Genomic DNA, 13,159 nt, shown 5'->3' on the forward strand with positions numbered 1-13,159 from the left:
GGCTAGGTTGAGGACCATGGCTTCCACGCAGGGTGCTGCCGAGAAGGCTCAGGTACTGGTCGCGTCCAACCGCGGCCCGGTTTCGTACACGGTGGACGACGAGGGGGCCGGCTCGCTGCGCGCCAAGCGGGGCGGCGGCGGGCTGGTCTCGGGGCTGTCGGCCATCGGATCGGACGCGGACTCGCTGTGGGTGTGCTCGGCGCTCGGCGACGGGGACCGGGAGGCCGTACGCCGTGCGGGCGGCGGGCTGCTGCCGGACGAGGACACCGGCGGGCAGCGGGTGCGGATGCTCGACATCGACGCGAGCGTGCACTCCGACGCCTACAACGGCGTCGCCAACTCGGTGCTGTGGTTCGTGCACCACATGCTCTACCAGACCCCGCTGGAGCCGGCCTTCGACGCGGAGTTCCGGCGGCAGTGGGCGTCGTACGAGGCCTACAACCGGGCGTTCGCCGAGGCGCTGGCCGAGGAGGCGGCCGAGGGGGCGGCGGTGCTGGTGCAGGACTACCACCTGTGCCTGGTGCCCGGGATGCTCCGCGAACTCCGCCCCGACCTGCGGATCGGCCATTTCTCGCACACCCCGTGGGCGCCCCCCGACTACTTCGGGCTGCTTCCGCAGGACATCCGAGAGCAGCTGATGGCGGGCATGCTCGGGGCGGACCGGGTGGCGTTTTTGACCTGGCGGTGGGCGACGGCCTTCCAGAGGTGCACCGAGGACCTGGATCCCGAGCGCTACCTGGTGGGCCGGCCCTCGGGCACCCCTCGATACGTGGAGCACCTGCGCGAGGGGCGTCGTCGTACGTACCTCGGCGTGCACTCCCTCGGCGCCGACGCCGACTTCCTGCGGGCCCGCGCGCACGAGCCGGACGTCGAGGAGCGGATGGCGGCCCTGCGGGCGGAGATCGGCGCGGGCCGCAAGGCCGTCGTCCGCGTCGACCGCACGGAGCTGTCGAAGAACATCGTGCGCGGCCTGCTCGCCTTCCGGCAGCTGCTGGAGGAGCACCCCGAGTGGCGGGAGCGGGTGGTGCACCTCGCGTTCGCGTATCCGTCGCGGCAGGACCTCGCCGTGTACCGGGACTACACGGCGGCGGTGCAGCGGATGGCCGAGGAGATCAACTCGGCTTACGGCACGCCCGGTTGGACGCCGGTCGTCCTCCACGTCCATGACGACTTCGCGCGCTCCCTGGCCGCCTACCGGCTGGCCGACGTGGCGCTGGTCAACCCCATCCGGGACGGCATGAACCTGGTCGCCAAGGAGGTGCCGGTCGTCTCCGACGAGGGGTGTGCGCTGGTGCTGTCGCGGGAGGCGGGGGCGTACGAGGAACTGGGCGGCAACGCGTTCGTGGTGAACCCCTACGACGTGCTGGAGACCGCGCGCGCCCTGCACGAGGCGCTGTCCCTGCCGCCGGAGGAGCGGGCGGACCGCACCAAGAGGCTGGCCGCGGCGGCCACCGCGCTTCCTCCGGCCCAGTGGTTCATGGATCAGCTGCAGGCGCTGGAGGAGCTTCAGTCCAGCTGAGCCGCGAGGGTCCGCAGCAGGCGGACGACCCCGGGCGGGCCGTCCACCACCACGTCCGCGCGTTCCGCCAGCTCCGTGACCTCCGTGCTGCCGCTGCAGACCAGGAGGCCGGGGACGCCGTCGGCGCGGAGTTCGTCGACGGCGGCGAAGGCGGGGAGGTCGCCGAGGTCGTCGCCGGCGTAGAGGACGGACTCGGCGCCGGTCCTGCGGACGTGGTCGGCGAGGGCCACGCCCTTGTCCATGCCCGGCGGGCGCAGTTCCAGGACCAGGCGGCCGGGTTCGACGATCAGGCCGTGGCGGGCTGCGAGGTCGGTGAGGGGGCCGCGCAGGGCCTCGAACGCGGCCTGCGGGTCGTCGGCACGGCGGGTGTGCACCGCGACCGCCCGGCCCTTCTCCTCGATCCAGGTGCCGCGCCAGGCGCCGGCACGGTCCAGCACGCCCGGCAGCTCGGCGCGGGCCGCGGCGACGCCGGGGTGCGGGGGCGGGGCGGTGACGGTGGCGGTGACCGCGTCCCAGCGTTCGGCGCCGTAGTGGCCGAGGACGGTCAGATGCTCCAGGCCGGGGACGCCGGCGAAGCCGCCGTAGCGGACCGCGACTCCGGCGGGGCGGCCGGTGATCACGGCGACGGAGGCGACCTTCGGAGCGAGTGCGGCGAGGGCCGGTACGGCCTCGGGGTGGGCGCGGGCCTGCTCCGGGTCGGCGACGATGGGGGCCAGCGTGCCGTCGAAGTCCAGGCCGACGATCGCTGCGGACGGCTTCGCCAGGAGTGCGGCGAGTCCGTCGCGGCCGGGCTGGGTCTGCGGGGTCGGCAGAGGGTCCATGGAGCGACACTATCCAGGCTCGGCCGGACTCACTCCTGGGACTCCGCCCCTGGACCCCGTTTCCACCCACCCGTCAGCGTTCCGTGCGCCGGGTCTCCCGCACCCTCCGCAGGCGGTTCACCGTCACCGGGTCCGCCGCCAGTGCGCGCTCGTCGTCCAGCAGCGCGTTCAGGAGTTGGTAGTAGCGGACCGGCGACAGACCCAGTTCCTCGCGTATCGCACGCTCCTTCGCGCCGGGGCCGGGGAAGCCGCGGCGCTCCAGGGCGAGGATGGCTTGTTCGCGGGGGGCGAGTTCCATGCAGTCACCGTAGCGGTGGGCACTGACAGGCGCGCTCAGTTCTTGGCGCTGCTGTCCGCCGCCGTCGCCGTCGCCTGGAGGCGGGTCAGGACGCCGGCGGGGTCGCCGCCGGGGGCGACGGCCTGGCCGATGTTCTGCTTCACGGCCGCGCTGACCGTCGCCCAGGAGGTCTTGCCGACGGGGTACAGCTCGGAGGTCGGCAGCTGGTCGAGGAAGGGGTGCAGGGGGCTGTCGGTCGGGGCGTCCGAGGCGCTCATGGTGTTGGAGGCGGAGCCGGTGACCGGCAGCAGGCCGTACTCGCGGGAGAAGGCCAGGACGTTCTTCTCGCTGTAGACGAAGTTGAGGAAGTCGCCGATCCGGTCGCGGTGACCGTTCTGCTTGAAGGCCATCATCCAGTCGGCGACGCCCATGGAGGCCCTGGCCGTGCCGGTGCGCCCCGGCAGCGGCACCATGCCGAACTTCACGCCCTTCTTCTCGGCCTGCTGGATCAGCGTGGGGTGCCCGTTGAGCATGCCGACCTGGCCGTCGGCGAAGGCGGCGAAGGCGTCCGCGCGGTTGAGCTTGCCGGGCGCGACCGGCCCGGTCAGGCCCTTGTCGACCAGTTCGTCCTTGAGCCAGGTGAAGGTCCGGACGTTCGGCGCGGAGTCGATGGTGTAGGTGCCGATGTCGTCGGTGTAGCCGTTGCCGCCGCTGCCGCCGTTGCTGCCGCTGAGCAGCCACTGCATCGTCTCGGCCTGGGCCTCCTCGGGGCCGAGCGGCAGCGCGATGGGGTACTTCACGCCCTTGTCCTTGAGCGCCCTGGCGTCGGCGGCCAGCTCGTCCCAGGTGGTGGGCGGGGTGATGCCGGCCTTGGCGAACAGGGTCTTGTTGTAGAAGAGCACGCGCGTGGAGGCGGCGAAGGGTATGCCGTACTGCGTGTGGTTCCACTGGCCGGCGTCGGAGAGCGGGGAGAGGAAGTCGGCCTGGGTGCGGATGGAAAGCAGGTCGGAGGCCGGGTAGAGCAGCTCGTCGGCCGCGTAGTCGGCGTAGGAGCCGATCTGGGCGAGGTCCGGGGCGTGGCCGGCGGCGACCATGTCCTTGACCTTGGCGTCGACGTCGTTCCATGAGTACACGCTGACGTCGATCTTCACACCGGGGTGCTTGGACTCGTACTCCTTGACCAGGGTGTCCCAGTACTTCTTCGAGCTGTTGGCGGCGGAGTCGCCGTAGTCGGCGGCGACGAGTCTCAGGGTCACGTCGGAGGAGCCCGTACTCCCGCAGCCGCCGAGGACCGCCGTCATGCCCAGTGCGGACACCACCGCGATCGTTCCTGCCGTACACCGACGCACCCTCAAAACCCCAACCCTGCCGTCTGACCGTTCAACATATGGACACATAAGGTCTACACCACGTGAGTGGACTAGACCTCTCGCGGGTGCGAGGGCCACACTAGGGCCCGTGGTGAGACATGTCATCGCCCTGGACGTGGGCGGTACCGGGATGAAGGCCGCCCTCGTCGGCGACGACGGCGAGCTGCTCCACCGCGCCCGCCGCGCCACCGGACGCGAGCGCGGCCCGGACGCGGTGGTCGGGGCGATCCTCGACTTCGCCGCCGAGCTGCACACGTACGGCGCGGAGCACTACGGCGAGGCCGCCGCCGCTGCCGGCCTCGCGGTCCCCGGCATCGTCGACGAGGAGCAGGGCATCGCCGCCTACGCGGCCAACCTCGGCTGGCGGGACGTACCGCTGCGCGCCCTGCTCACCGAGCGGCTCGGCATTCCCGTCGCCCTCGGCCACGACGTGCGCACCGGCGGTCTCGCCGAGGGCCGGATCGGCGCGGGCAGGGGCGCCGACCGGTTTCTGTTCGTGCCGCTCGGCACCGGGATCGCGGGCGCCATCGGCATCGACGGCCGGGTGGAGGCGGGCGCGCACGGCTTCGCCGGGGAGATCGGGCATGTCGTCGTACGGCCCGGCGGGATCGCGTGCCCCTGTGGGCAGCGCGGCTGTCTGGAGCGGTACGCCTCCGCGTCCGCCGTCAGCGAGGCCTGGGCGGCGGCCTGCGGGGACCCGGAAGCGGACGCTGTCGACTGCGCCAAGGCCGTCGCGTCCGGCGACCCGAACGCCGTCCGGGTCTGGCAGCAGGCGGTCGACGCGCTCGCCGACGGCCTGGTCACCGCGGTCACCCTGCTGGACCCGCGCACCGTGATCATCGGTGGCGGTCTCGCCGAGGCGGGGGAAGTGTTGTTCCCACCGCTGCGCGACGCCGTCCGGCGCCGGGTCACCTTCCAGAAGCTCCCGACCATCGTCCCCGCCGCCCTCGGCGACACCGCCGGCTGTCTGGGCGCGGGCCTGCTGGCCCGCGACCTGCTGGCCACGACAACCACTTCTACGACTCCGGAGGTAAGCGCCTGATGGCTCGCAGCTTGGTTCTCACAGGTGCTCGGGTGGTGCTGCCCGGCGGAGTGGTGGACGACGGGCGCGTTTCCGTCGAGGGTACGAAGATCGTGGCGGGGACGGCCGAGAGCGCCGAGACGCTCGACCTCACCGGCCACTGGCTGGTACCGGGCTTCGTCGACATCCACAACCACGGCGGCGGCGGAGCCTCCTTCTCCGGCACCCCGGACGACATCATGAAAGCCATCCGCGCCCACCGCCTGCATGGCACCACCACCCTCGTCGCCTCCACCGTCACCGACGAGATGGACCTTCTGGCGACGCAGGCCGGGCTGCTGAGCGAGCTGGCCGAGCAGGGCGAGATCGCCGGTATCCACTTCGAGGGGCCGTTCATCTCGCCGTGCCGCAAGGGCGCGCACTCCGAGTCGCTGCTGCGCGACCCGGACCCGGCCGAGGTGCGCAAGCTGATCGACGCCGCGCGCGGCAGGGCGATGATGGTCACGCTCGCGACCGAGCTGCCGGGCGGCATCGACTCCGTACGGCTGCTCGCCGAGCACGGCGTGATCGCGGCGATCGGGCACACGGACGCCACGTACGAGCAGACGGTCGAGGCCATCGAGGCGGGCGCCACGGTCGCCACGCACCTGTTCAACGCCATGCCCGCCCTCGGCCACCGCGCGCCCGGTCCCGTCGCCGCCCTGCTGGAGGACGAGCGGGTCACGGTCGAGCTGATCAACGACGGCACGCACCTCCACCCGGCCGCGCTGGAGCTGGCCTTCCACCGCGCGGGGGCGGACCGGGTCGCGTTCATCACGGACGCGATGGACGCGGCCGGGATCGGCGACGGCCGTTACATGCTCGGCCCGCTGGAGGTGGAGGTCAGCGAGGGGGTGGCCCGGCTGGTGGAGGGCGGCTCGATCGCGGGCTCCACGCTCACCCTGGACCGCGCGTTCAAGCGGGCGGTGACCGTCGATCAGCTGTCGGTCGAGGACGCCGTACAGGCCCTGTCCGTCAACCCGGCCCGCCTCCTGGGCCTTTCCGACCGCATCGGCTCGCTGGAGCCGGGCAAGGACGCCGACCTGCTGGTGCTGGACGCCGACTTCGACCTCAAGGGCGTGATGCGGCGGGGCGAGTGGCTGGTGGTCCCGCCCCAACTGGCCTGATCTGCCCGTCTTTTCCCTGGACGGCGGCCGACTCGCGACTGGGCCGGCCGCCGTCTGTTTGGCATGATCGTGCCCCCGGAACCGATGACAGGCGCATGGACTTCGAGGGAGGTCGGCCCGGGTGATCCTCACGGTCACGCTGAACACCGCTCTCGACCTGACCTATCGGGTACGGTCGCTGCGTCCGCACGCCTCGCACCGGGTCTCGGAGGTCGTCGAGCGGCCGGGCGGCAAGGGCGTGAACGTCGCCCGGGTGCTGGCCGCGCTCGGGCACGAGGTGACGGTCACGGGGTTCGCGGGCGGCGGCACCGGGCGGGCGATACGCGGCCGGCTGGCCGGGATCCCCCGGCTGACGGACGCGCTGGTGCCGGTCGCTGGGGCGACCCGGCGCACGATCGCGGTCGTGGACGAACTCTCGGGTGACACCACCCAGTTGAACGAGCCGGGCCCCGCGACAGCGCCGGCCGAGTGGGGCGCCTTCCTCGACCGCTACGAGGAACTGCTGCCGTCCGCCTCGGCGGTGGCCCTGTGCGGCAGCCTGCCGCCGGGGGTACCGGTGGGGGCGTACGCGAACCTGGTCCGCGTGGCACGGGCCCACGGCGTTTTCGTGTTGCTGGACACCAGCGGCGAACCGCTCCGCCGCGGGGTGGCCGCCCGCCCCGACCTCATCAAACCCAACGCCGACGAACTGGCCGAACTGACGGGCTCCCACGAACCGTTGCGCGCCACCCAGGACGCCCGCCGCCGCGGCGCCCACGCAGTGGTCGCCTCTCTCGGCCCACAGGGCCTACTGGCCGTCACCCCCGAGGGCCGCTGGCGGGCCACCCCACCGGCCCGCGTCCACGGCAACCCGACGGGCGCGGGCGACTCGGTGGTGGCCGGCCTGCTGTCGGGCCTCGTCGAGCGCCTGCCGTGGCCAGAGCGCCTGGCCCGCGCGGTCGCCTTGTCGGCGGCGACGGTACGGGCCCCGGCCGCGGGCGAGTTCGACCCTGCGGTGTACGAGGAGCTGCGGGGGCGGGTGACGGTGACCGGGGTGGTCAGCGCAGCCTAGGTTGGCGCAAAGCCACCCACAGGCCAATCTGACAACCGCCAAGCGGCTCAGTTCCGTCCCACCTTGCCCTTCTTCAGCGAGAGCTTGTCCAAGAGGACGTTGCACTTGTCGCCGGGCTGACAGGAGAGCGAGATCGTGTTCGAGCCCTTGTTCAGCGTGGGGAACGCATAGCTCTCGGTCCATGCCTGCGTCGGGTCGGACAGGTGCGTCCAGTTGGCGAAGTTGAAACCGCTGCCGAACTTCTCGCCGTTGACGGTGAGGGTCATCTTCTGGTCCTCACCTGGGTTGTCGTACCGCGCGAGCAGGGTGTAGGTGCCTTCCTCGGGGATGTTGTCCACGGTCCACGTCACCGAGGCGCCCACCGTGCTCAGGCCACCCACATACTTGCCGCCCGCACCCTGGGCACCCTTGACGTCCGACGCCACGGCGGCGCCTCCGGCCAGCTGTACGGAGCTGCTCGCGGCGTCGACCTTCGGCAGGTCGCCGCTCGCCGCCGAGTTGCTGCTCGACGGGCTCGGCTCGCTGGTCTGCGACTGGCTCGGGGTGCCGCCCGCCTGGTTGCCGGTCTTGCCGTCGTCCGAGTTGTCGGTGAGCATCGACACGCTGATGCCGATGACGACCGCCGCGACCACCGCGATCGCGCCGATCAGCAGGCCCTTGGTGTTCGGGCCGCGGCGGCCGGGGGCGGGCGGCGCGGAACGGGGGCTGCTGGGCGGGGCGCCGCCGGGCAGGGTCTCGGGGGCCTGGTAGTAGGCGTTCGGCTGGCCGTAGCCGGCCTGTTGCTGCGGCACCCCCTGGCCGTAGGCGGCCTGCTGCTGGCCGTACTGCCGCTCGCCGACCGCCCGCACCCTGCTGACCGAGTTCGGGTAGCCGTAACCGCCGGACGGCGGCTGGGCCCCTCTGGCCTGGCCGTCGGCGTACAGATAGCCGAACGGGTCGTCGTCCTCGGGCGTGCTCGGGCCGTTTTCGCCGGGCGTCATCCCTAGGTCTCCTCAGCGGGTGCGAGCGGATGCGGTACAGGTCTGAATGGCGAGCCTACCCGCTCCGCCTGTGCCAAACGGGTGACTCGAATCGCATCAAGTCCCTGACCTGCGGGTCATCCGGCGCGCCGGTGTTGTTTGGGACGAGATCGTTTCTCTACGTACATCCGCTCGTCGGCTGACTTCAACACTTCGTCCGCCGTCATGCCGCAGTGTGCCCACCCGATGCCGAAGCTCGCGCCCACCCGGACGGCCCGGCCCTCGGCCCGGATCGGCTGGATGATCTCGTTGCGCAGCCGTACGGCGAGGTCCTGGGCGTCGGCCCGGCCGAGGCCGTCGGCGAGGATCACGAACTCGTCGCCGCCGAGGCGGGCGACCGTGTCACCGTCGCGGACGCCCCTGCTGAGCCTTCGCGCGACCTCGATGAGGACCGCGTCGCCCGCGTTGTGGCCGAAGCGGTCGTTGATCGACTTGAAGCCGTCGAGGTCGCAGAAGAGCACCGCGAGGCCCTTGGTGCCGTCGTCGCGGCCGTCCTCGGGGGCGACGGTGTGGACGTGGTGGTCGAAGGTGTCGTACGGGTCCGCGCCCGGCCTGAAGTCGAAGCCGTGACTGACGGCGGCGTCGAAGGCGGGGTGGCCGTAGGCCGCGTCCAGGGATTCCAGCTCGCCGGTGTGGGACGGGCGCCGGCACAGCCGGGCGGACAGGCGGGAGCGCAGCTCGGCGGAGTTCGGCAGGCCGGTGAGCGAGTCGTGGGAGGCGCGGTGGGCGAGCTGCAGCTCGCGGCGCTTGCGTTCCTCTATGTCCTCGACGTGGGTGAGGAGGAAACGAGGGCCGTCGGCGGCGTCCGCGACGACACTGTTGCGCAGGCTCACCCAGACGTACGTGCCGTCGCGGCGCCCCAGGCGGAGTTCCGCACGGCCGCCCTCCGCCGAGGTCCGCAGCAGCGTGCCGATGTCCTCGGGATGGACGAGGTCGGAGAAGGAGTAGCGGCGCATCGCGGAGGCCGGGCGGCCGAGGAGACGGCACAGGGCGTCGTTGGTGCGCAGGATGCGGCCGTGCTGGTCGCCGCCCATCTCGGCGATGGCCATGCCGGAGGGGGCGTACTCGAAGGCCTGCCTGAAGCTTTCCTCACTCGCCCGCAGCGCCTGCTGCTCGCGCTCCAGGCGGACCAGGGCGCGCTGCATGTTGGCGCGCAGCCGGGCGTTGCTGATCGCGATGGCGGCCTGGAAGGCGTACATCTGCAGGGCCTCGCGGCCCCAGGCGCCGGGGTGGCGGCCGTTGCGCGGCCGGTCGACCGAGATGACCCCGAGCAGCTCGCCGCGTGAGCCGCCCGAGACGCCCGGCGTGTACATGGGGGCGAAGAGCCGGTCGGAGGGGTGCCACTCGTCCTCGAAGCGCGGCGCGGGCCCGTCCGTGAACCACTGGGGGACGTCGTCGTCGTCCAGCACCCAGCCCTCGGTGTGCGGTATGAAGATCAGGTCGCCCCAGCGCTCGCCCATGTTCAGCCGGCGGTCCCAGGACTCGCGGGAGCCGACCCGGCCGGTGATCAGGGCCTCGGCGGCGGAGTTCCCGGCGAACGCGGCGACGACGAGATCGCCGTCGGGGCGTACGAGGTTCACGCACGCCATCTCGTACCCGAGGGCCTGTACGGCGCCGTCGGCGACGGTCTGCAGTGTGTCCGCCAGGCTGCGTGCCGTGTTCATGTCGGCCATGACCTGGTGCAGCTGCCGCAGGGACGCAAGACGGACATACGGCTCCGACTCGGTGTCCATGCTCGCCCTCCCCCCGAGACCTCGCAGCGAATCAAGGGTTGTCTTCGGCGCTTCTTAAGGGTGCCTCTTATGGTGCTTCCAGTTTCCCCGCCACTGAATCACAGCGCGCTGCCCACTCGGTACACAGGGTCAACAATTCCTGGCCCTTGTGACTCAAGTCACAGGTGAACATGAACAATTGAGTGGAGTTTCTGCATTTTCCGCGTCCGTTTACTGAACGCAAGCTTTTGGGGACTGTTCAGAAGGTGCACACAGCGGACGTCCGTTGGTCCTAGGACCCGGCTCGGGCGAAGGCCCGATGCGGCCCGTGCGGGGCGAAGACTAGCGTTTCGGGCGTGCTGAAGATTCCCTCACCCACCGCCCCCGCCGCTTCCGGGCATGCTGAGGGGGTGAGCAACGACGAGTTCCGGGCCGCGATGTCCCGGCTGGCCGCCGGAGTGGTCCTGGTGACCGCGCAGGAGCCGCCGCTGGACCCCGACGACCCGGACGCGCCGGGCATGGAGGACGTCGGCATGACCGCCACCGCCTTCATGTCCGTCTCCCTCGACCCGCCGCTGGTCCTGGTCAGCCTGCGTACGGGCGCCCGCATGGACGACCTGCTCGACGAACAGCCCCTGTGGGCGGTGTCGGTCCTCACCGAGAGCCAGCGGCACATCGCGGGCCGCTTCGCCATGAAGGGCCGCATCAGCGACCGGCTGCTCTTCGAGGACATCCCCTACGTCCGCGGCGAGGCCACCGGCGCCCCGCTGGTCGGCGGCGCGCTGGCCACGCTGGAGTGCCGCACCGAGCAGCGGGTGACGGCCGGCGACCACACCCTCGTCATCGGCCGCGTCCTGACCGCGCACGTCCCGAGCGCGGAGGGCGGCCCGCTGCTGTACTTCCGGGGCCGGTACCGGCAGTTGGGGTGACCCGGCGGCTCCGCTACACCGGCTCGACGGTCAGCTGCGACAGGTCCTCCGGGTTCGTCACGATGTCGATGGTCGTGATGCGGTCGGCGACGAAGGTGAACGTCAGGACGCGCTCGAGGCGACCGTCGGCGTACACGACCAGCCCCGTCGCCCCGTCGACCAGCGCGGGACGCGCCACGCGGGCCAGATGGGCGAAGCTCTTCGCACCGGAGGCGACCCCCACCGCACCGGCGGTCACACCCGCCTCGCTGCGCGCCACCACGTCCGGGTCGAGCACTTCCAGCAGGCCGTCGAAGTCCCCCTCCCGCGCGGCCGCCAGGAACGCGTCGACCACCTCCCGCTGCCGCGCCAGGTCGGCCTCCGGCGTCTCCGCGCCCCGCACCCGGCGCCGCGCCCGGCTGGCCAGTTGCCGCGCGGCGGCCGGGCTGCGCCCGAGGATCCCGCCGACCTCCTCGAACGGCACACCGAACAGATCGTGCAGCACGAACGCCAGCCGCTCGGCCGGCGAGAGCGTGTCGAGGACGACCAGCAGCGCCACCCCGACCGAGTCCGCGAGCACGGCGTCCTGCACGGGGTCCGGCTCGGCGGAGGCTCCGGGATGCCAGGTGTCCAGGGGCTCCTCGCCCCGCGAGCGGCGGGAGCGGAGCATGTCGAGGCAGACCCGGCCGACGACGGTCGTCAGCCAGCCCCCGAGGTTGTCCACCTCACTGGTGTCGGACCGGCTCAGCCGGAACCACGCCTCCTGCACCGCGTCCTCGGACTCCGCGGCCGAGCCCAGCATCCGGTAGGCGACGGCCCGCAGATGCCCCCGGTACGCCTCGAACCGCTCGGCGAGAAACTCGTCGTCGCGATGCTGCCGCTCGTCGTCGCTCATGGGGGTGCCCGGCCTTTCCGTCGCCTGGTGGTCCGCTGACCCACCGACCCACCGACTCACTGACTCACTGACTCACTGACGAACGGCAGGCGGCGAATGTGACCGCTCGGCGGCGCGGCGGCGGGCCGTGCGGGTGACGAGCGCCACCCCGCGCCCGCCGGGCTCACGCCCAGTCCCGGCCCGAGCGGCCCCGCTTCGTCTCCGAGCGCTGCTTCTTCTCCCGCAGCCGGCGTTCGTTGATGCCGCGCGGGATCCGGGTCGGTCTGCGCGGCCTGGGCGGGGGCGCGCTGGCCTCCGCGAGGAGGGCGGCGAGGCGTACGGCGGCGGCCTCGCGGTTGCGCCACTGGGAGCGGTGCTCGGAGGCCCGTACGCTCACCACGCCGTCGACGAGCCGGCCCGCGAGCCGCTGCAGCGCGCGCTCCTTCCAGACCGCGGGCAGCGCCTCGGTGCGGGCGAGGTCGAAGCGCAGCTCGACCTGCGAGTCACTGGTGTTGACGTGCTGTCCGCCGGGCCCGGACGACCTGGAGAAACGCCACATCAGCTCGGCCTCGGGAAGGGAGACGGAGCCGCGAATGACGTAAGGACCGGACATGCCCTCCATGTTCCCGGCCGTGCCCGGTCCGCGTCACCTGGATTTCCGGATCCCCCGCTCGGTAAAAAAGGTAAAGGGACCCGGAACCACCGGTACCCCCCTCGACGTTCTCCCCGGTGACGGTAGCTTCAACGGCACTGCACCACACATATCCAAGGAAGGGACTCCCAACATGGCTGTAAGCCTGTCCAAGGGTGGCAACGTCTCGCTCACCAAGGAGGCTCCGGGCCTGACCGCCGTCACCGTGGGCCTCGGCTGGGACGTCCGCACCACCACCGGCACGGACTTCGACCTGGACGCCTCCGCCATCGCGGTCAACGGCCAGGGCAAGGTCTACTCGGACGCGCACTTCGTCTTCTTCAACAACAAGCAGACCCCGGACAACTCCATCGTCCACACCGGTGACAACCGCACCGGCGAGGGCGCCGGCGACGACGAGGCGATCAACGTCAACCTGGCCGCGCTCCCGGCCGACATCGACAAGGTCGTCTTCCCGGTCTCCATCTACGACGCCGAGAACCGCGGCCAGAACTTCGGCCAGGTCCGCAACGCCTACATCCGCATCGTCAACCAGGCCGGCGGCGCCGAGATCGCCCGCTACGACCTCTCCGAGGACGCCGCCACCGAGACGGCCATGGTCTTCGGCGAGCTGTACCGCAACGGCGCGGAGTGGAAGTTCCGCGCGGTGGGCCAGGGTTACGCCTCGGGCCTGGTCGGCATCGCCCAGGACTTCGGTGTGAACGTCTGACGGACACAGCCGGACGCTGCGCTGAGCCCCGGCCGGGCCGGTCGGGGCTTGCGGATCCCC

At 71.9% G+C, this 13,159-nt stretch carries 13 protein-coding genes; 6 read left to right on the forward strand and 7 right to left on the reverse strand.

Translation table 11 applies throughout. From position 1 onward, the window contains the following. Positions 1-16 precede the first annotated feature (16 nt). Complete coding sequence (locus tag ACZ418_RS14140; protein WP_468362034.1) at positions 17-1,519, forward strand: alpha,alpha-trehalose-phosphate synthase (UDP-forming); 1,503 nt, start codon at positions 17-19, stop codon at positions 1,517-1,519. Here the strand turns inward: ACZ418_RS14140 and otsB are convergent. From otsB to ACZ418_RS14155, 3 genes are all read right to left on the reverse strand, one after another. Beyond that, on the reverse strand, positions 1,507-2,340 hold the full coding sequence (gene otsB, locus ACZ418_RS14145; protein ID WP_468362036.1) for a trehalose-phosphatase: 834 nt from the start codon (positions 2,338-2,340) through the stop codon (positions 1,507-1,509). The two genes, ACZ418_RS14140 and otsB, sit on opposite strands and share 13 nt — an antisense overlap. 73 nt (positions 2,341-2,413) lie before the next feature. After that, entirely contained in the window at positions 2,414-2,638 is a 225-nt protein-coding gene (locus ACZ418_RS14150; protein ID WP_468362038.1) for a DUF3263 domain-containing protein, read from the reverse strand. 35 nt (positions 2,639-2,673) lie between these two features. Then, entirely contained in the window at positions 2,674-3,918 is a 1,245-nt protein-coding gene (locus ACZ418_RS14155) for an extracellular solute-binding protein (RefSeq protein WP_468362329.1), read from the reverse strand. A 160-nt stretch (positions 3,919-4,078) separates the two neighbouring features. On the opposite strand from ACZ418_RS14155, the gene ACZ418_RS14160 reads away from it, so the two are divergent. From ACZ418_RS14160 to ACZ418_RS14170, 3 genes are all read left to right on the forward strand, one after another. After that, a complete protein-coding gene (locus tag ACZ418_RS14160; protein ID WP_468362331.1) occupies positions 4,079-5,029 on the forward strand; it encodes an ROK family protein in 951 nt (316 codons plus the stop codon). Continuing rightward, positions 5,029-6,174, forward strand: coding sequence for an N-acetylglucosamine-6-phosphate deacetylase (nagA, locus tag ACZ418_RS14165; protein WP_468362040.1), 1,146 nt, complete (start codon positions 5,029-5,031; stop codon positions 6,172-6,174). The genes ACZ418_RS14160 and nagA overlap by 1 nt, the downstream gene beginning before the upstream one ends. 121 nt (positions 6,175-6,295) lie before the next feature. Further along, entirely contained in the window at positions 6,296-7,225 is a 930-nt protein-coding gene (locus ACZ418_RS14170; protein ID WP_468362042.1) for a 1-phosphofructokinase family hexose kinase, read from the forward strand. A gap of 47 nt (positions 7,226-7,272) precedes the next feature. On the opposite strand, the gene ACZ418_RS14175 is transcribed toward ACZ418_RS14170, so the two are convergent. Together ACZ418_RS14175 and cdgB are read right to left on the reverse strand one after the other, a co-directional pair. Then, positions 7,273-8,205 carry a CBM35 domain-containing protein gene (locus tag ACZ418_RS14175; RefSeq protein WP_468362044.1) on the reverse strand — a complete coding sequence of 311 codons (933 nt, stop codon included), beginning with the start codon at positions 8,203-8,205 and terminating at the stop codon, positions 7,273-7,275. A 116-nt stretch (positions 8,206-8,321) separates the two neighbouring features. After that, positions 8,322-9,977 carry a diguanylate cyclase CdgB gene (cdgB, locus tag ACZ418_RS14180; RefSeq protein ID WP_468362046.1) on the reverse strand — a complete coding sequence of 552 codons (1,656 nt, stop codon included), beginning with the start codon at positions 9,975-9,977 and terminating at the stop codon, positions 8,322-8,324. Positions 9,978-10,393: 416 nt separating this feature from the next. On the opposite strand from cdgB, the gene ACZ418_RS14185 reads away from it, so the two are divergent. Further along, positions 10,394-10,885, forward strand: coding sequence for a flavin reductase family protein (locus ACZ418_RS14185; protein WP_468362333.1), 492 nt, complete (start codon positions 10,394-10,396; stop codon positions 10,883-10,885). Positions 10,886-10,898: 13 nt separating this feature from the next. On the opposite strand, the gene ACZ418_RS14190 is transcribed toward ACZ418_RS14185, so the two are convergent. Both ACZ418_RS14190 and arfB read right to left on the reverse strand, forming a co-directional pair. Further along, positions 10,899-11,759, reverse strand: a complete 861-nt coding sequence (locus ACZ418_RS14190; RefSeq protein ID WP_468362048.1) for a sigma-70 family RNA polymerase sigma factor — start codon at positions 11,757-11,759, stop codon at positions 10,899-10,901. A gap of 163 nt (positions 11,760-11,922) precedes the next feature. Further along, the gene (arfB, locus tag ACZ418_RS14195; protein ID WP_468362050.1) at positions 11,923-12,360 is read right to left on the reverse strand and encodes an alternative ribosome rescue aminoacyl-tRNA hydrolase ArfB; all 438 of its coding nucleotides are present in this window, start codon (positions 12,358-12,360) and stop codon (positions 11,923-11,925) included. A 163-nt stretch (positions 12,361-12,523) separates the two neighbouring features. On the opposite strand from arfB, the gene ACZ418_RS14200 reads away from it, so the two are divergent. Beyond that, a complete protein-coding gene (locus ACZ418_RS14200) occupies positions 12,524-13,099 on the forward strand; it encodes a TerD family protein (protein ID WP_208900159.1) in 576 nt (191 codons plus the stop codon). Positions 13,100-13,159 lie beyond the last annotated feature (60 nt).

It is taken from the genome of Streptomyces sp. NPDC030820 (genome assembly GCF_055572075.1).